The following is a 19,012-nucleotide window of genomic DNA, read 5'->3' on the forward strand; positions in this document are numbered from 1 at the left end:
TCTTTCCCAACTGAAACAAAGTGTCAAAAATGCGCAGCACACTCACCGCAGCCGAACACGAAACCCTGCTTGAAGACGGCAAGCCCATCGTCATCACCACCGACCTGCAGGGCCGCCTGACCTACACCAATTCGACGTTCATCGCTGTCGGCGACTACGCCGGCGAGGACCTGATCGGACGCCCGCAAAAGGCCTTCTATCACCCGGACATGCCGGCGCAAATCGACGAGGATATGCTGCGCACCACCATGTCGGGCGAACCATGGCGCGGCCTGGTCAAATACCGCTGCAGGAATGGCGGCTACTTCTGGTGCATCGCCAACGTTACCCCCGTGATCGAGAAGAACCGCACGACCGGCTTCATGTCGGTCTGCACCAAGCCGAAGCCGCAGCAGGTCAAGGATGCCGAGGCTTTGTACCGCACCGTCAAGAGCCCGAATCCGGATGGCGTGCGCATCGCGCGCGGCGCCGCTGCACCGCGCGGCCGCAGGAAGATCGCCAATGCGCTGCGCGACATCTCCCTGTCGCAGCGCATGGCGCTGTGCTTCGGCAGCATGGCGCTGCTGGCGCTGGCGATGGCGCTGCATGCCGTGCTGCCCTACTCCGACTCCGCGCTGCACGTGCAGGCGTTGCTGCTGGCGGCGCTGGCGCTGTACGGCTGGTACAACCTGCACCGCGCCATCGTGGCGCCGGTCCAGGCCTGCATCAACGCCACCCGCATCCTGGCCGGCGGCGACCTGACCACGCGCATGGCGGTCGACCGCCACGATGAACTGGGCCAACTGCAGGCCTTCGTGCGCCAGCTGAACCTGAACCTGGCGTCGATACTGGGCGACATCCGCGGCAATTTCGCACTGACCCGCAGCACCACGACGCAGGTGCGCAGCGCCAACGTCGACCTGGCAGCGCGCACCGAAGCGCAGGCGGCCAACCTGGAACAGACCACGGCGCATATTGGGCTGATTACCGGCACCGTGAGCCAGACAGCCGACAACGTGAATACCGCCAATGGCGTGGCGACCGAAGCGACTGCGCTGGCCGAACGCACCGGCGTCGCCGTGGCGCAGGTGGTGACGGCAATGGACGAGATCCGCCAGTCCTCGCACAAGATCGTCGACATCATCGGCCTGATCGACGGCATCGCTTTCCAGACCAATATCCTGGCCCTCAATGCAGCGGTGGAAGCGGCGCGCGCCGGCGAAAGCGGCCGCGGTTTCGCGGTGGTAGCAAGCGAAGTGCGCAACCTGGCGCAGCGCAGCGCGGCGGCGGCCAAGGACATCAAAGTCCTGATCGATGCCTCTGCCGGCAAGATCGAAGGCGGCGCCAACGTGGCCACCGCGGCCGGCAAGGACATGGATGCGGTGATTTCCGCGATCGGCCGCGTGGCCTCCATCATGGGCGATATCCGCGGCGCGACGCGCGAACAGAGCGACGGCGTCAACCAGGTGAAAGACGCCATCGTGCAGCTTGACGAAGTGACGCGCCAGAACAGCCAGATGGTGGAGGAAGCTTCCGCCGCCACCGGCGTGCTGGACCTGCAGGCGCAGGCCGTCGCCAAGGCGCTGGAAGTGTTCAAGCTGCCGCAGCAAGCCGGCGCCGGCGCAATGCGCGCCAGGCCTGCGTGATGCGGGGGCGCTTACTCGGGCGCCTCCACCTTGTAGCCCTTGGCCTGCAGCTCGGCCAAGGGGCCTTTCGGATCGAGCAGGCGCACCAGCGGCAGCACGGCGAAGGTCGAATCATTGGCCGCCAGTGCGCGCTCGGCGTTGGCCAGCCAGTTCTTCTGCATCGTTTCCTTCACCTGCTTCAGCTTCTCGTTCGACTTGAACGCGTCGTTGTTCAGCACTGCGTCGGTGCATGCGGCTTCGCGGTCGGCAAAGCTCAGGGAAGAGATCTTCGACATGTCGCCGACCGCCCATGCATTGGCGCGCGCGCGCATCGCATCGAGATCGGACTCGAGGCGCTCCACGGTCCTGGCAAAGCAAAGCACGTCCGTTCCCGGTGAATTCTTGAATGCGCGCAGGGCCTCGGTCGGGCTTTCGAGTTCGGTCTGGACGTTACTGGACGTGACCTTCACCTTGTACTGCTTCACCAGCTTGTCGAGCTTCGAATAGACGTCGGTGCGCATGGTCAGGCCGTTCTTTTCCAGCCCTTGCTGGTACAGCGTGTCGGCAACGAACATCGGGCGTTCCCGCTCGATGCTGTCGTTCTTGCCGATGTATTTTGTCTTGAGCGCTTGCCAGCGGTCGTAAGTATCGGCTGGCAGCACGTCGATCAGCTTGCCGCCGTCCGGGTTATTCTTGATTCCGATGGCAAATGGCAGCATCTTGATGCCGCCCCACCAGCCGACGGAAATGCCAAACGACGGCTTGGGCAGGTATTCCTGGGACTTGGCGATGATGGCTTCCACTTCGTGGGAGCGCCAGTCCATCTTGATCGGCAGCGGTGCATAATCGCCGAAAACGTACATCACGTGTTCGCCTTTACTGACCTTCCACAGGCCCGGGCCGGGGCGCTGGCCCGTGATCACAATCGTATCGCCTTCTGGCGCCGGGGCCTCTTCCTGCGCCCAGGCGCTTGCCGCCAGCAGGCTCAATGCCACAGCGGTGAGTACTTTCCTTGTCATCCTCTTACGCTTTCTAAAATGGTTAAGAGAACGGCAATATTACCTCAGCGATGTCAGTAGCGATCGTCGAAAGCGAAGATCGGCTTGCGCTTGCTCCACTGGCCTCGTGTGAAGTCAGGGAAGTCCAGCGTCTGGAAGTTCTGCGCAATCGATTGCTCGGACAGTGGCGTGATGGCGCTCCACGTCACCGCGTCGTAGATATCGATCGGCATCGGCGCACGCGCCTTCAGCGCTGCCACGAAAGCGTGGATCACGAAGTAGTCCATGCCGCCGTGCCCCGCGCCCGCTGCGTCGCCTGCGTATTTGCGCCACAACGGGTGGTCGTACTGGTCCTGGTAGGCCTGGAAGTCGTCCCACTGGTGCGGCTTGCTCTTGCCTTCGATGTGGATGGAATGGTTCACGTCCATCCACAAGCCATTGGTGCCCTGCACGCGGAAGCCCAGCGAGTAAGGACGCGGCAGCGAAGTGTCGTGCTGCAGGATGATGGTCTCGCCGTTCTCGCAGGACAGCGTGGTGGTCACCACGTCGCCCAGGCTGAACTTCACCTTGCCGCTCGGATGATCGGCGCCGCCCTGCTTGACGATGTAGTCGTGCAGGCCGCGCGCCTTGGTGGCGAAGGTGTTGATGCGGGTGAAGCGGTTGCCGCGGTTGATATTGGTGTACATCGCGCACGGCCCGATGCCATGGCTTGGATACAGCTCGCCATTGCGCTGCACGGAGTGCTCGGTGCGCCACTTCGCTTCCGACCAGCCCTTGGCGCCGAACTCGATGCCGCTGCCGTATGGCTTGGCCGGGTCGCCGTTGTTGAACTTCACGGCGCGCAGGTCGTGCTGGTAGCCGCCCTGCAGGTGCACCAGTTCGCCGAACAGGCCGGAGCGCACCATCTGCAGCACCGCCATCACGTCGCGGCGGTAGCACACGTTTTCCAGCAGCATATACGGCGTGCCGGTCTTGAGCTGGGTGTCCAGCACGTCCCAGTGATCCTTCAGCGTCACGCCTGCTACTACCTCGCAGCCGACAGGCACTCTGGCTTGCATGGCGTCGATCGCCATTTGCGCATGCCATTCCCAAGGCGTGGCAATGATGACGCCATCGAGCTGTTTCGCGTCCAGCATGCGGCGGTAGGCGTGCTTGTCGCCATCCTCGCCGAAGGTGCGCGGCTTGGCCTTGCCGGCCTTCTCGAACTTCGCCATGGCCTTGCCCAGCATGATCGGCTCGATATCGCACAGCGCAGCGACTTCCACGTCGTCGCGGCGTATCAGTTCGCGCAGCAGCACCTGGCCGCGCATGCCGGTGCCGATCATGCCGAGCCGGAGCTTTTCGCGGCTGCCCGCCGCAAAGGCGGAAGGCAGCAGCAGGCTGCCCGCCAGCGCGGCGCCAGCGGTGAGGAAGTGTCGTCGATTGAATTGCTTGTCCATCTAGTCGTTACCTCTTTGGTTGGGTCGCAGGTTACCAGAACTTGTAGTTGGCCGAGAGCGAGAAGACGCGGCCGAACAGGTTTTGCTGGTGGTTGTATCCTTCCCATCCGTTCGGGTCGTAGTACGGCCTCTTGTTGGTGACGTTCTTGATGTTCAGGCCCAGGTCCAGGTTCTTGACCGGCTTCCAGTTGAAGCCAAGGTTGACGGTGTAGTACGAAGGCTGGCCGCCGCACAGGTCATCCGGCAATGCGACGCCGCCGGCGGTGCAATTCTCCGGTGCGTTGTCGGTGTCGTATGCGCCAAATGCCCATTTGGCCTTGCCGGTGTAGTTCACGAACAGGCTGGTGACCAGGTTCTGGTAGGTCCAGTCGGCGTTGAAGGTGGCGCGCAGGCGCGGCGAATCGTAGTAACCGACGTAGTTGCCGGAGAAGCCGCTGCCGTCTTCGTAGTTGTAGGTTTCGCGCTTGCGGATGGTGAATGCGGCGCCGGTACCCAGCTTGCCGTATTCGCCCAGCGAGAAGCGGGCACGCGCATCGATGTCTAAGCCGTCCAGCAGGGTGCGGCCGCGGTTCGAGTAGGAATTGATCAGGCCACCCAGGTTGCCCACCGAGTACTTCGGCAGCGGGCCGGTGCAGGCAGCGGCATTGGCGGGATTGGCGCACATGGCGGCCACGGCTGCCATATTGGCGCGGTCGGCATCGGAAAGCTCGTTGCGGATTGCCTTGTCGGTGCCGGCCAGGCTTGGGCCGTACTGGTCGACCAGCGCGGTGAACAGCTGGTTGAAGTCCTGGCGCACGATTTCGTTGCGGCGGTAGACGAACCAGTAGTCCAGCGAAATGCTGACGTCCTTGGCCGGCTGGAGCACCAGGCCAAGGGTCGAGATCTTGGCTTTCTCCGGCGTCAGGTTCGGGTTCGGCGGGGTCAGGCCGCCCACGGTGGTCGAGCAGTTGGAATTGAGCAGGGTCTTGCCCAGGTCGCGGTCGGTCGCGGTGACAGACATCTGCAGCAGCTTGGCGATGGCGTTGGTTTCGTCGCAGCGCACGGTGTCGCGGATGCCGCCCACCTGCGCGAACACGCCGCCGCTGCCCGATTCTGCCAGGTTGGGGGCACGGAAGCCTTCCGAGTAGGTGCCGCGCACCATGATTTCAGGACGCGCGCGCCATTGCACGCCGACCTTCGGCGCAAGGTTGGCGGAGAAGTGCGGGTATTTGTCCAGGCGCGCCGCGGCGTTGACTTCCAGCGTGTCGGTGACCGGAACCACCACTTCGCCGAACAGCGCGCTGACGGTGCGCTTGCCGTCGAACCAGGAACCGCCCTGCTGCGTGATCAGGCCATTGGCGGCATCCGGATTGCCGGGAGTATCGAAGCTTTCGCGCATCAGGTTGGTGCCGAAGGCAGCGCGCACTTCGCGTTCGCCCAGCTTGAACAGCGTGCCTTCCACCTTGGCGTCGAAGGTAATCAGCTTCGTCCAGGACTGGATGTCGAAGGTCGGATACGCTTCGCGGATCAGGGCCGCATTGGCTTCGCTGATTTCGCCGAACTTGTAGGCCGGGTTGTCAGCGATATAGGTGCGGCCGGTGACCGGGTCCTTGGTGAAGGGACCGAAGGCTTTCTCGAAGCCTTTGGTATTCACGTTGATGGTCTGGTACAGGGTGGAATGGCTGCCTGCGACACCCAGTGCGGTTTCGAAGTCCCAGCTGCCGGCCAGGTGCCCCTTCAGGCCGGCCAGCACGCGGTAGTTGTCGTCCAGGTTCTTCTGGCCGAAGTGGCCAGCCGCATCCTGCAGGACGTAGTTCAGGCCCGCCGCGCCGCCCATCTTGGCGGCCATGTCGGCATCGAGCTTGCCTTTCAGGTAGACGTTGTTGGGGCCAAGGTAAGGGTAGCTGAAGGTGTTCAAGGTGGTGCCGGTATTGCGGGAGAACCAGTTGTTGGTGGTGCCGCTGTTGAAGCTGCGCGGGCCGTTCTCGCCGCGCAGCTTGATGTGGGTAAAGGCTGCTTCGGCAAAGAATTCCAGGTCTTCGCCAAGCTTCTTGCGGCCGGACAGGAAGCCGGTTGCGCGGTCGGAAGTCGGGCCGGTATCGATGGAGTACGGCAGGTTGTTCCACACGCAGCGTGTACCGGATGCTTCGGTGATCATGGTGGAACAGCCGGTCACCGCACGCTGGGTGCGGGCATTGTTCCTGGCCGGATCGAATACGAAGAAGGTGCCCGGGTTAGGCTGGCCCGGTTCACTGCCGACGCCGACGCGGAAGTTCGAAATGAAGTTCGGGTTGTTGACGTAGTAGTAGTCCGGGCGCTTGTCGTAGGTATCGGCCAGCGCGATGCGGTCGCGCTTGTACACGTTCAGGGACGCCATGAAGTTGTAGCCGTCGCTGCCGAAGTCGCCCTTCCCGTACACCAGGCTGGCCTGGTGCTCGCCGTAGGCCGACACCTCCTGCGAATGGTCGGTGCTGACCTTCGCTTCCAGTCCCTGGTAGTTCTTCTTGGTGATGACGTTGATCACGCCGGCCACCGCGTCCGAGCCGTACACCGCAGACGCACCATCAGTCAGGATTTCCATGCGCTCGATCGCCGCAGCGGGAATCGAGTCGATATTGACGAACATGGTCTGGAAGCCGGCCGGTGCGCCGTAGAAGGACAGGCGGCGGCCGTTCAGCAGCACCAGGGTTCCTTGCGCGCCGAGGCCACGCAGGTTCGCTTGCGAGGCGCCGTCGGAGCCGGTGAACATGGAACGGAAGTCTTGCTGGGCCGGGCGCGCGGCTGGCAGGTTGTCCAGCACCTGCATCAGGGTGCGGGCGCCCATGTTTTCGATCTGCTTGGCGTCGATGACCTGCACCGGCGATGCGGTTTCGGCATTGATGCGCTTCAGGCTCGAGCCGGTCACTTCGACGCGGTGGATCTTCTCGCCTTTCTCGTCCTTCTTGTCATCCGCCCCGTCTGCCAAGGCCCCGCCAGCACATCCAATGGCTGCCAGCGCAGCGATCAATTTCTTCAGTTCCACTTGCATCTCCTTTTTTTAGTTTGCAAAACGCCCTCCCCGGTCCGAAGAGGGGTTCGTTCTTGGTGACGAAAAATGTGCGGTCAGCGCGTCTTGGCGGTGGCGCCTTCTGTGCCCAGCAGTACGGCATTGGCCCAGTTGCCGCAAACCTGGGCTGGCTGGGCGCCGCGCGCACCCAGGGTCCGCAGGCTGAGTTGCCGCAACCCGCGTACATCGATTTCCGGCTTGACGACGGCAGGCGCCGTCACCAGGCCGCTGTCGTACAGCAGGCGCTCGCTGCTCCAGACCTGGAATTGCAGGCCGCCTGCGCTACGGCAGCTGTCGTCCACGCCCAGGTCGGCGCGCAGGAGGTTCCAGCTGCCTTCCAGCTGCAGGTCGATGCGGCTGGCGGGGCCGACGCCCAGTCCCTTGCGGAACCACAGGCCGTTCATGCGCATGTCCTTTCCCTTGCCGGCAGGACGATCGCGTCCGACGCCTTTCGGCAATGGCAGGTCCGACAGGAAGCTTTGCTGCTCCGTGCCTTCCTTCGCACGATGTTCGAGGATGCGGAAGCTGGACAACGCGATCGGCCCCACTTCGGCCGGCTGCATGGCGTTGATTGCCTTGGCCGGCGCCTGGACGGCGGCCGTCACCATCGGGTCGGTGGAAGCCGCGCCTTCCCCTTCCGGGTTCTGCGTGCTGAGCACGCGGAAGCGCAGCAGGCGGCCAGCTGTGGCCGGGAAGTTGATGGTCTGCGTCTCCTTCTGCAGCTTCAGGCGGCCGATGAAGTTCGGTTTGCCCCATTCACCGTTCGTGTCGGCGATGTAGATTTCATAGTCCCGCACCTGGCCGTGCTTCCAGTGCTCGTCGTTGCGCGGCGCGATCTCGATGCCGTCAACCAGGCGGCGCTCGGTGAAACCGATGGTCCATTCGTGGGCGCCGGTGCGGATCGACTGGTTGCGGGTGGTGCGGAACCAGGTGGCGTCTTGGTCGTCGAAGGCGTTTTCAAGCGCGTGTCCTGGCTCCTCTGCGGGGCGGTTCACCACCAGCAAGGCGTCCGGCGGCAAGGCGCGGCCCAGTTCAGGAGCTTGCGGGAAGCTTCCGTCCTGTGCGGCCAGTGCTTGCGCGCCCTGGACGCTGATTTGCAGCGGCTGGCGGATGTCCTGCTTCGCGGTCTTTACGTGCAGCGTGCCGGTGCGCTCCTGCGGGTCGTAATACCAGCCTTCCGCGGCAGCGTCATAGGCAGCGCGGTCCGCGCATGCGGGCAGGGTGCGGCTTGCAGAGGCGACCGCCGCCGGGCGCTGTCGCGTCAGCATGCGCAGGACGTAGCTTCGGCGTGCCTCCTGGCCTGCGTAGCTGCCTTCCACCGGGGCGATGTCGACACTCACGGCGCCGCCGGATTCACGCATGCGCAGGACCTGCCGGCTGAATGCACCCTTCTGGTACTGGCGCGTGTTGCCGTCGTCCTCGTACAGCGTGAACGACGATTCGCCGTGCGGATACAGGTCCAGCGTCAGCACGTCCTTCGGTTTTTCGCCGTCGTACAGGACTTCCGGATACATCGGCAGGATGGCGCCGGCGCGAACGAAGAGCGGCAGCTTGTCGAGGGTGACCTGCAAGTCGATGTCGCGCCCCGCGGCGCCGGCCGTTGCCTGGCGGCCGTCCCAGTACTCGAACCATGTTCCCTGCGGCAGATGGATCGCCTTGCGCCAGCCTTGCGACACCGCCTGGCTGCGATACACGGGCGCTACCAGCACCTCGCGGCCCAGCAGGAACTGGTACTTGTACGCTTCGGTGAAGGCGGCAGGGTCGGATGGGTAGTCCCACATCAAGCCGCGCACCAGCGGCGCGCCGGTCTGTTCCGCTTCGTGCGCCAGCGTGTACATGTAAGGCGTCAGGCGCAGCTTGAGTTTCAGGTAGCGGCGGTTGATGCTGCGGTAAGGCTCGTCGAACCACCATGGATGCTTGCGCGCATTGGCAGACCAGCCCGACATCCCCATCAGCACCGGCGTGAATGCCTTCCACTGCAGGTCGCGGGAATAGGTTTCGGGGCTGCCGCCAAAGATCGCATCCACGTCGCCGGTCGCATACGCCTGGCCGGACAGGCCGGAGCCCACCAGCGTCGGCACGTGCCAGCGAATGTAGTCCCAGCTTGCACTCTGGTCGCCAGTCCATGCCACCGCATAGCGCTGCGTACCGGCCCATCCCATCACGGTCCAGATGAAAGGGCGGCTGTCGGAATTGTCCAGGATGCCGTCGTAGGCCGACTTGTTGGCATCCAGCGAGAACTGGTAGCCCTTGCCGGTCCAGGCCACGTCCAGCTTCTGCACCCGGCTGCCGGCGGCGCCTACTTCCCACTTGATCTTGTCGACGCCGTTCTCGGTCCACAGGCCGGTGCGAAAGCCGTATTTCGCCAGGCCCTGCACGGTTTCCGGCAGGCTGGTGTAGCCGCAGCCGTAGCCGTCGTTGGGCAGGATCCAGCCGCCCGGCATATCGTTCTCACGGTATCTCCGCGCCACCGAATCGACAACGTCCGGCGTCTTGCCGCTTGGGCCATCGCTCCAGCCTTTCGGCACAGTGCCCGGCTTCTTCACGTTGTCGCCGTCGTTGTAGCAATCGGCATCGCCGTATTCCAGCGCCCAGCGCGGCAGCATGCGCGCGCGGCCGGTCCACTCGGTGTAGCGCGCCAGCACGTCGCGCACATCCTTGCCGACGAAGTAGTAGGCATCGAAGCGCGGTTCTGCGTGCTGCAAGGCGACGACGTCCTGCTGGCGCAAATCATAGCTGCCGTCGGACCAGGTGTTGCGCAGCATGCCCCAGCCGCGCGAACTCATGAGAAATGGCGCCGGGCTTGGGCGGTCGCCCTCTTCCCATCCGCCCGAATAGGATACGGCAAGCTGGCGCCCCTTGAACTCGAAGCGGCCATTCTGCTGGCCGCCGCCAAAGAAGCGTTCCGCCTTGTCGCTGGACAGGGTCTGCACGCTGGTCCTGTCCCCCAGCTCCAGCGGCTGTACTTCGCGCCACAGCGGCTGCGTTTCACCAGCGCGGAACAGGCTGAAACGCAAGGGGTTGCGGTCGATGCGCAAGGCCAGTTTCGCAGTGCGCAGCAAAATGTGGTCGGGCTGTTCGCTTACGCTATGCTCAATATGCGCGGCCGGCTTGCCGATCACGATGGCGGCCGCCTTGTCCCCGGCATCGGTCAGTTTGCCTTTGGGGCCAGCCCAGATGCGCAGCACGTCGTCCTGCAGCAGGCTGACGCGCACGATGGCGCCGGATTCGGTCGCGAGGTCCCAGGACAGGCCTTCCGCGGCAGCGGCCGGCGCGGCAGCAATGCTGCGCAGTTTTCCGAGCGGGGCAGCCAGGGCGGCGCCAGTGGCCAGCGCCATCGCGGCAGCGGCAATTGCAGTGCGGGTGAGTCTCTTCATAAGCCTGCCTAAGGTGCAATATTTTTCGTTTTGACGGTCCTACTTTAGGAATAAAAGCAAAAAAGGTCAACAAAAAGAAAGGAAACTGCGCTATCGCACCCATTTTTCACGCAATTTACTTTCGTTTGACCAGCAAATCAGCGCAATATCTTTCGAATAGTAGCTATCACGCAACGTAGCATGCTGAATTATGAACGCTTCACCACCGTTCCGGCACACTGTTCATCCGGCCAGATCTTTCGTTTGTCTTTCGCATTTGACTTTTCGAAATATACTATTTATGCTTTCAGCCAACGAATAACTTTTCTTTTTTCGATGACTACCCTCCTCCAGCGTGACCCGCAATCCTGGCGCGATATCCGCGGCCTCGATACCGCCGAAGAGATTACGCAGCAGCCGGCTCTGTGGCGCGAACTGCGCAGCAGCCTGCAAAGCCGCGCGGCCGACGTTGCCGCTTTCGTCGGCGGCTGCCTGCACGATCCGCAGCAGCGCGTGATCCTGACTGGCGCCGGCAGCTCCTCTTATGTCGGCGAGATCGTTGCCGATGAACTGAACGCGGCCTGGCCAGCGCAGGTGCGCGCCGTGGCCACCACCAGCCTGCTGACCCACCCGGAGCTCTACCTCGACCCGGACGCGCCAACCCTGCTGGTGTCCTTCGCCCGCAGCGGCAGCAGCCCGGAAAGCCTGGCCGCGGTCGACCTGGTGCGCGAGCTGGTAGCCGACGCACGCTTCCTGAACATCACCTGCAATGCGCAAGGCCAGCTGGCACGCAAGGGCGATACCGACGCGCGCGCCTTCAACCTGCTGATGCCTGCCGCCAGCTGCGACCGTGGTTTCGCCATGACCAGCAGCTTCACCTGCATGCTGCTGGCCGCCCTGTGCGTGCTGGGCAAGGGCGAATGGCAGGAGCACCTGGCAGCGCTGGCGCAGGCCGGCGACACCGCATTGCGCGACTGGGCAGCGCCGGTGGCCACGCTGGCCGCGCAGCCGGTACAGCGCGTGGTCTACCTGGGCAGCGGTCCGCTGGAAGCACTTGCCAAGGAATCCGCGCTGAAAATACTGGAACTGACGGGCGGCCGCGTGCTGGCCATGTCGAACACCGCGCTCGGTTTCCGCCACGGCCCGAAGTCGGCGCTGAACAAGCAATCATTGGTTGTGCTGTTCCGCAGCGGCAAAGCGCTGGCGCGCCGGTATGAGGAAGACCTGCTGCAAGAGCTGCGCCGCGAAGGCGTGGCAGGTTCGGTGATCACCGTCGGCAGCGAATCCGACGTCACGGTCGCAGCGCCCGCCTTGCCGGACGCCTGGCTGGCGCCACTGTGGCTGCTGATGGCGCAGCAATACGCCCTGCACCAGTCGGCCACGCTGGGCCTGGCACCCGACAATCCCTTCGCCGACGGCACCGTCAACCGCGTGGTGCAAGGCGTCACCATCTACCGCCATGACCAGTTCTGAGCAAACCGGCTATCACGGCATCGATATCGGCGGCACCAAGATCGAACTGGTGTCGTGGATCGATGCCGGCGGCGAACTGCGGGAAGTGTTCCGCGAGCGCGTCGCGACGCCGGGCACCGACTTCAATGAATTCGTCGCCGCGATCGGCGGCCTGGCGGCGCGCGGCGACGCAGCGCTTGGCCCGCAGGCTCCGGCTGCCGCGGTCGGCATCGGCCTGCCCGGCGTGATCGACAGCGCCACCGGCCGCCAGCTCAGCTCCAACGTGCCGGCCCTGAACGGGCGCCTGGTCGCCGCCGCGCTGCAGGAAGCGCTGGCGCGTCCCGTCGTCATCGGCAACGACTGCCAATGCTTCGCCCTGTCGGAAGCGCAAGGCGGCGCTGCAGCAGGCCTGCCCACCATGTTTGGCGCCATCATCGGCACCGGCGCCGGCGGCGGCTACTGCGTCGACGGCCGCCTGCAACGCGGCTTCAACGCCATTGCCGGCGAGTGGGGCCACTGGACGATTCCCGCGCCGCTGCTGGCCCTCTACAAGCTGCCGGTGCTGGACTGCCCCTGCGGCAAGCAGGGCTGCCTCGAGCGCTACGTCTCCGGTCCCGGCCTGTCGCAGCTGCACGCCCACCTCGGCGGCGACGGCGCACAGCCGCTGGCGATCGTGGGCCGCGCCAACAACGGCGACGCCCTGGCCGCGCAAGCGCTGGCGATCCACCTCGACCTGCTGGGCCACGCCATGGCCGGCCTGGTGCTGGCCTACGACCCGCACGCCATCGTGCTGGGCGGCGGACTATCCAAGCTGTCGCACCTGTACCAGCAACTGCCGGCCGCCATGCGCCGCCACCTGTTCCGCGGCGTGCAAACTCCGCCAGTGCTGGCGCCGCGCTTCGGCGATGCCGGCGGTGCACGCGGCGCCGCCCTGCTGGCGCGCCAACAAACGAACTAAGACGACGATGAAACAGCCTGCCCAGCTTTCCCCAGTCCTGCAAATCGTCGAGGCGCACCGCGCCGGCAACGCCGTCGGCCTGTACAGCGTCTGCTGCAGCCACCCCGCCGTGCTGCGCGCCGCCATGCAGGTGGCCGCGCAATACGGCACGCTGCTGCTGGTGGAAGCCACCTCCAACCAGGTGGACCAGTTCGGCGGCTACACCGGCATGCAGCCGGCGCAATTCCGCGACTATGTGCATCGCCTGGCGCAGGAGCAGGGCTTCCCGGCCGACCGCCTGGTACTGGGCGGCGACCACCTCGGCCCCAACGCCTGGCAGTCGCAGGACGCGGCCAGCGCCATGGCGCATGCCGACGTGCTGATCGACGCCTACGTGTCGGCCGGCTTCCACAAGATCCACCTCGATTGCAGCATGCGCTGCGCCGACGACGAGCCGGTGCTGAGCGACGAAACCGTGGCCGCCCGCGCGGTCCGCCTGGCCGTCATCGCCGAGCAGTCGGCGGCCCGCGCCGGCCTGCCGCCGCCGGTGTATGTGATCGGCACTGAAGTGCCTGTGCCGGGCGGCGAGGCATCGCTGGAACAGGCGCTTGCCGTCACCGCGCCGCAGGCGGCGCAGCGCACGCTCGAGGTGCACCGCCGCGCCTTCGCCAAAGCCGGCCTGCACGCTGCATGGCAGCGCGTGATCGCCATGGTGGTGCAGCCGGGCGTCGATTTCGACCAGGCCAATGTGCAGCACTACGACGCGGTTGCGGCGGCCGGATTGTCCGCCTTCGCCGCCAGCCAGCCCGGCCTGGTGTTCGAGGCGCATTCCACCGACTACCAGCGCGAAGCGGGCCTGCACGAGATGGTGCGCGACCACTACGCCATCCTCAAGGTCGGCCCGGCCGCCACCTTCGCCCTGCGCGAAGGCTTCCTGGCGCTGTGCCTGATCGAGGAAGCCCTGCTGGGCAGGGAGCAGGCCTCGCGCCTGATGGACGTGCTGGACGAGGCCATGCTGGCCAAGCCGCAGCACTGGCAAAAGCATTACCTGGGCAGCGCCGAGGAACAGCGCCTGATGCGCCGCTACGGCCTGTCCGACCGCTGCCGCTATTACTGGGGCGAACCGGCAGTGGCCGCCGCCGTCAGCCAGCTCCTGGCCAACCTGGCCGGCCGCAGCATCCCGCTGCCTTTGCTGAGCCAGTACCTGCCGGAGCAAGTGCCCGCCGTGCTGCAGGGAGAACTGGCGGCCGCGCCGCAATCCCTGCTGGAACACAAGGTCGGCCGCGTGCTGGCGCAATATGCGCGCGCCTGCAGCGCCAACGCCGCTGCCGGGCACAGGGCTGCCGCCATCTGTTAAGCTCGACGTTTTGACAGCCAGCGACAGAAGACATGCGAAATACCAGCCAACGCCGCGAAACCATCCTGCAGGCGATCGTACAACATGGTTCGGTCCAGGTCACCGACCTGGTGGACAAGCTAGGCGTCTCCGCCGTCACCATCCGCAGCGACCTCAGTGTGCTGGAATCCCAGGGCCTGGTGCAGCGCAGCCACGGCGGCGCCCTGCTGGCGCGCACGCCGCCGACCGAGCACACCATCCGCCAGAAGGATTCGCTGAACCAGGCGCAGAAAGAGCAAATCGGCCTGCTGGCCGCACGCATGGTGCAGCCGGGTGACAACGTGATCATCGACTCCGGCACCACCACCATCTCGCTGGCGCGCCAGCTGCGCGACGCCAGCGACGTGACGGTGCTGACCAACGGCCTGAACATCGCGTGGGAGCTGGCCGACGCGCCGGGCGTGGACCTGATCCTGACCGGCGGCCGCCTGCGCAAGCAATCGCTGTCGCTGCAGGGCGCCCAGGCCGAAGCCTGCCTGTCGGCCTACAACTTCGACAAGCTGTTCCTCGGCGTCGACGGCTTCGACCTGCAGTTCGGCATCACCACCCACCACGAAGCGGAAGCAAACCTGAACCACAAGATGGTGGAGCGCGCCAAGAAAGTCATCGTGCTGACCGACGCTTCCAAGTTCGGCCGCGTCTCGCTGCACCGCATCGTGCAACTGGACCGCGTGCACACCGTCGTCACCGACGCCAGCATCAGCGCCGAATACCGCGATGGGCTGGAGAAGCGCGGCATCGAAGTGATCGTCGCGGAGTAAAGATGCTGCAAGGTCGCATCCTCACTCCCGACGGCTGGATCAACGGCAGCATCGCCTTCGATCAGCGCATCACCAGCATCACCGAAGGCCCCCCCGGCGCAGGCCTGACCATCCTCCCCGGCTTTGTTGACCTGCACGTGCACGGCGCCGCCGGCGTCGACATCATGGAAGGCGGCGCAGCCGGCAGCGTGGTAGCGCGCAGCCACGCGCGGCACGGCACCACCGCGCTGCTCGGCACCACCCTGACCGCCAGGGAGGATTCGATCCGCCACGCACTGCAAGGCCTGGCCGGCGTCATCGCGCAACGCCCGCAGCACGGCGCGCGCATGCTGGGCGTGCACCTGGAAGGCCCGTTCCTGAACCGCCGCCGCCTCGGCGCCCAGCCGCCCGACGTGGTGACCGGCAGCCGCGCACTGGTGGAGAGCTACCACGCCATCGCGCCGATCCGCGTGCTGACCATGGCGCCCGAAGTGACGGGCCACCTGGAACTGATACCGCACCTGAAGAACATGGGCATCCGCGTCCAGATCGGCCACAGCGCCGGCAGCTACGACGACGGCGTGGCTGCCATGCGCGCCGGCGCCGCCGGCTTCACCCACCTGTTCAACGGCATGACCGGCATGAGCCACAAGGAGCCGGGCATGGTGGACGTGGCCATGGCGCATGCGGAATATGCCGAGATCATTCCCGACCTGCTGCACGTGCATCCGGGCGCCATGCGCGCCGCGCTGCGCGCCATTCCGCGCCTGTACGGCGTGACCGACGCCACCTCCGCCACCGGCATGCCGGACGGCGAGTACGCGCTCGGCACCCAGCGCGTGTTCAAGTGCATGGGCTGCGTGCGCCTTGCCACCGGTTCGCTGGCCGGCTCCGTGCTGACCATGGACCAGGCCTTGCGCAACTTCGTCAGCCTGGGCATGGACGTGGCGGAAGCTTCGCAGCGCCTGTCGCTCTTCCCTGCCGATTACCTGGGCGAGTCGCAGCGCGGCCGCCTGGCGCCGGGGGCCTGGGCCGACATCGTCGTGCTGGACCAGTCCCTACACCCCGTGGCCGTCTTCGTTGAAGGCGAGGCCATCCCGCTCTCATAACCATACAGGAGATCCAATGCAGGCCTTATCCATGCGCTATTTACTGTTTATCGCCGGGATGGGCGGCCTGCTTTACGGGATCGATGTCGGCATCATTGCCGGCGCCCTGCCTTACCTTGAGTCGACCGCCTCCGTCGCGTGGAAGCTGAGCGCCCAGCAACTGAGCTTCATCGTTGCTGCGGTGCTGCTCGGTTCCGTGCTGTCTTCGCTGTTTGCCGGCGCCATTGCCGACGCCATCGGACGCCGCTGGGCGATGGTGCTGGCCGGCGCCCTGTTCACCATCAGCATTCCCCTGATCGCGCTGTCGGACGGCTATACCCCACTGTTGCTGGGGCGCCTGCTGCAAGGGATCAGCGGCGGCTTGATCGGCGTAGTCGTGCCTTTGTACCTGGCCGAATGCCTGCGCGCCGAGCAGCGCGGCCGCGGCGCCGCCCTGTTCCAGCTCCTGCTCACCATCGGCCTGGTGGCGGCAGCCGTGATCGGCCTGGTGCAGGCGCAATATGTCGAAGGCGCGACGCAAGCCGCGCAAGCCTTGGCGGAAACCGCGCGTGCCGCCGCAGTCTTCGACGCCAAGGACCACGCCTGGCGCAGCATCTTCTGGATGTGCCTTGCGCCAGGCCTGGTATTCACTTTCGGCAGCGCCTTGCTGGCTGAATCGCCGCGCTGGCTGGTGCAGCGCGGCCGCAGCGAACAAGCCCGCACCGCCCTGCTGCGCACCCGTGCCGCGGCCGAAGCCGATGCCGAACTGCGCGATATGCAAGCTGCCGCCGGCCTGGCCAGGCGTGGCGCTGCCGCTGCCGGTTCCGGCGAGCCCACCGCGGGCGACATCGCCGCCGCGCGCGGCGTGGTTGCCGGCCGTGGCGGCGCCGCTGCCACGGCCGCCGACGATCCCCTGCTGAGCCGCCGCTACGCCCTGCCTTTCCTGCTGGCCTGCCTGGTGCTGGCCTGCACGCAGGCGACCGGCATCAATTCCGTGCTGGCCTATGTCGTCAACATCCTGAACCAGGCCGGCCTGCCCGGCGCCACCGCCAACATGGCCGACGTCGGCCTCAAGCTGCTGAACGCCGTCATGACCGTGGTGGCCGTGCTGCTGGTCGACCGCAAGGGCCGCAAATTCCTGCTGATGCTGGGCAGCGGCGGCATCGTGGTCGCCTTGCTGGCCGCTGGCCTGCTGTTCCGCAGTGCGGAGAACGAGCGGCGCGACGTGAGCGCCATCGTGGCAGCGCAGGCCAGGGGCGATACGCTGTCGCTGCGCCTCGACGCAAGGACACTGAAGGCGCTTGGCGCCGATGCCGCGCCGCAGTTGCTTACCGTGTCCTACTCCTACGGCCCGTTCACCAACGTGCAGACGCGGCGCAGCGACGACCCGGCACTGGCGCCAATGGTGCTGTCGCGCGACGACACCGTGCAGGCGGACAGCGTGATCGGCGCCTTCTTCCGCCGCCTGCACCTGAATCCTTTTGCCGACCCGGCTGAAGGGCGCAGCGAGCCGCTGAAAATAGAGCAGGCACAGGTCGGCGCCCTGCCTTCGGCGACGCACGGCTGGCAAGTGACGCTGGCAATCTGCCTGTTCGTGGCCAGCTTTGCCGTCGGCCCCGGCGTCTGCGTCTGGCTCGCGCTATCGGAGCTGATGCCAACCCGCATCCGCTCCAACGGCATGAGCATCGCGCTGCTGGTCAACCAGTTCGTCTCCACGACTATTGCGGCCGTGTTCCTGCCGACCGTTGGCCGGCATGGCTACGCGGCGATGTTCTTCTTCTGGGCTGGATGCACGGTGGTGTACTTCCTGGCCGCCGCCTTCCTGCTGCCGGAGACGAAAGGCAAGACGCTGGAAGAGATCGAAGCGCATTTCGCGCGTTGAAAGGCGTTGCACGCCTGGGGCAATTGCGTCACCATGGCGCTGCAATTGAGCCCCCGGCGCTGTCGCTGTCCGGGTCACGCCGCTGTTGCGGTCGCGCGGCGGCAAACTTGATATCCTGGAATCACATTGATGAATATTTCCGCCCTGCTGCTAGCAACTGCGATTGCCGCTTCGCCCAATGATGGCATGTTCGAGCCAGGCCTGGTGTCGGACAACGGCGTATTCGGCTTCACGCTGTCGCCCGATGGCCAGCACGCGCTGTGGGTGCAGTCAGGCGGCGCCCGAACCAGGCTGGTGATCGTGGAATCGCACAAGGCCGATGGCAAGTGGCAGAAGCCGGCACCGGTGCCGTTCTCCGCCACCGATGGCTCGCGCGACATCGATCCGGCCTTTGCTCCCGACGGCAAGTCGATCATCTTCCAGTCCAACCGCCCGGTGCCGGACAAGCCTGCCCGCAAAGGCTTCGACATCTACTCGGTGGCGCTGCAGGATGGCCGCTGGGGGCCGCTGGTCCATCTCGGCCACGACATCAACAGCGATGAATCCGAGTCCTCAGGCTCGATTGCCGCCGACGGCACCATCTACTTCATGAAGAATGGCGCCGAAGGCAAATCGGACCTGTGGCGCTCGCGCCGCGTCGAAGGCAGGTACGTCGCGCCGGAGCGCATGCCCGAACCGGTCAATACCGGCCCATGGCGCGAATCGAATCCGTACATTGCCGCCGACCAGAGCTACCTGCTGTACTTCTCCGACGTCCCCGGCGGCGCGGGCGACATGGACCTCTACATCAGCTTCAACGGCAAGGACGGCTGGAGCACGCCGAAAAATATCGGCGCCCCATACAATACGGCGCAGGCCGAATTTACGCCCTTCGCGCACGGCAAGCGCCTGTACCTGGCGCGCCAGGCCAAGGAAGGCGAACGCTTCATCGAAAACATTTACAGCTACCCGTTCGATCCTTCCCGCTATCGCTGACCGGGCCGGCAATGAAATAATTTGTGCACCGCACAAAACCTGTGTTATACTGCGCTCCGCGGTGAAGCACTCGAGAGCTTCACCCTGTAGCACCAAACATTGGTCACAGGCCGGCACCTT

Annotated in this window: 12 protein-coding genes; 8 read left to right on the forward strand and 4 right to left on the reverse strand. The window is 65.4% G+C overall.

The genetic code is table 11. The annotated features are described in order from the left end of the window. Positions 1 to 29: 29 nt before the first annotated feature. A complete protein-coding gene (locus tag ACN9M3_RS29780) occupies positions 30 to 1,625 on the forward strand; it encodes a methyl-accepting chemotaxis protein (RefSeq protein WP_426319519.1) in 1,596 nt (531 codons plus the stop codon). Positions 1,626 to 1,636: 11 nt separating this feature from the next. Here ACN9M3_RS29780 and ACN9M3_RS29785 read toward each other — a convergent pair whose 3' ends face one another. The 4 genes from ACN9M3_RS29785 to ACN9M3_RS29800 form a co-directional block, all read right to left on the reverse strand. Next, positions 1,637 to 2,623 carry a TraB/GumN family protein gene (locus ACN9M3_RS29785; RefSeq protein WP_426165708.1) on the reverse strand — a complete coding sequence of 329 codons (987 nt, stop codon included), beginning with the start codon at positions 2,621 to 2,623 and terminating at the stop codon, positions 1,637 to 1,639. Positions 2,624 to 2,676: 53 nt separating this feature from the next. After that, complete coding sequence (locus tag ACN9M3_RS29790) at positions 2,677 to 4,041, reverse strand: Gfo/Idh/MocA family protein (RefSeq protein ID WP_426165710.1); 1,365 nt, start codon at positions 4,039 to 4,041, stop codon at positions 2,677 to 2,679. Between the two features lie 31 nt (positions 4,042 to 4,072). Beyond that, positions 4,073 to 7,048 (reverse strand): TonB-dependent receptor plug domain-containing protein, encoded by a 2,976-nt coding sequence (locus tag ACN9M3_RS29795; RefSeq protein WP_426319520.1) that lies wholly within the window; start codon positions 7,046 to 7,048, stop codon positions 4,073 to 4,075. A gap of 74 nt (positions 7,049 to 7,122) precedes the next feature. Then, positions 7,123 to 10,443 carry a TIM-barrel domain-containing protein gene (locus ACN9M3_RS29800; protein ID WP_426319521.1) on the reverse strand — a complete coding sequence of 1,107 codons (3,321 nt, stop codon included), beginning with the start codon at positions 10,441 to 10,443 and terminating at the stop codon, positions 7,123 to 7,125. A 315-nt stretch (positions 10,444 to 10,758) separates the two neighbouring features. Here ACN9M3_RS29800 and ACN9M3_RS29805 point away from each other — a divergent pair, with 315 nt between their 5' ends. From ACN9M3_RS29805 to ACN9M3_RS29835, 7 genes are all read left to right on the forward strand, one after another. After that, entirely contained in the window at positions 10,759 to 11,895 is a 1,137-nt protein-coding gene (locus tag ACN9M3_RS29805; RefSeq protein WP_426319522.1) for an SIS domain-containing protein, read from the forward strand. Continuing rightward, entirely contained in the window at positions 11,882 to 12,832 is a 951-nt protein-coding gene (locus ACN9M3_RS29810; protein WP_426319523.1) for an ROK family protein, read from the forward strand. Before ACN9M3_RS29805 ends, ACN9M3_RS29810 begins: the two co-directional genes overlap by 14 nt. 7 nt (positions 12,833 to 12,839) lie before the next feature. After that, entirely contained in the window at positions 12,840 to 14,168 is a 1,329-nt protein-coding gene (locus ACN9M3_RS29815; RefSeq protein ID WP_426319524.1) for a D-tagatose-bisphosphate aldolase, class II, non-catalytic subunit, read from the forward strand. A 32-nt stretch (positions 14,169 to 14,200) separates the two neighbouring features. Further along, entirely contained in the window at positions 14,201 to 14,968 is a 768-nt protein-coding gene (locus ACN9M3_RS29820; protein ID WP_426165722.1) for a DeoR family transcriptional regulator, read from the forward strand. Between the two features lie 2 nt (positions 14,969 to 14,970). Then, positions 14,971 to 16,056 carry an N-acetylglucosamine-6-phosphate deacetylase gene (locus ACN9M3_RS29825; RefSeq protein WP_426165724.1) on the forward strand — a complete coding sequence of 362 codons (1,086 nt, stop codon included), beginning with the start codon at positions 14,971 to 14,973 and terminating at the stop codon, positions 16,054 to 16,056. Between the two features lie 16 nt (positions 16,057 to 16,072). Further along, positions 16,073 to 17,917 (forward strand): MFS transporter, encoded by a 1,845-nt coding sequence (locus tag ACN9M3_RS29830; protein WP_426319525.1) that lies wholly within the window; start codon positions 16,073 to 16,075, stop codon positions 17,915 to 17,917. Positions 17,918 to 18,046: 129 nt separating this feature from the next. Then, entirely contained in the window at positions 18,047 to 18,892 is an 846-nt protein-coding gene (locus tag ACN9M3_RS29835; RefSeq protein ID WP_426319526.1) for a TolB family protein, read from the forward strand. Positions 18,893 to 19,012 lie beyond the last annotated feature (120 nt).

It is taken from the genome of Pseudoduganella sp. R-43 (assembly GCF_049913255.1).
Lineage (GTDB): Bacteria > Pseudomonadota > Gammaproteobacteria > Burkholderiales > Burkholderiaceae_D > Rugamonas.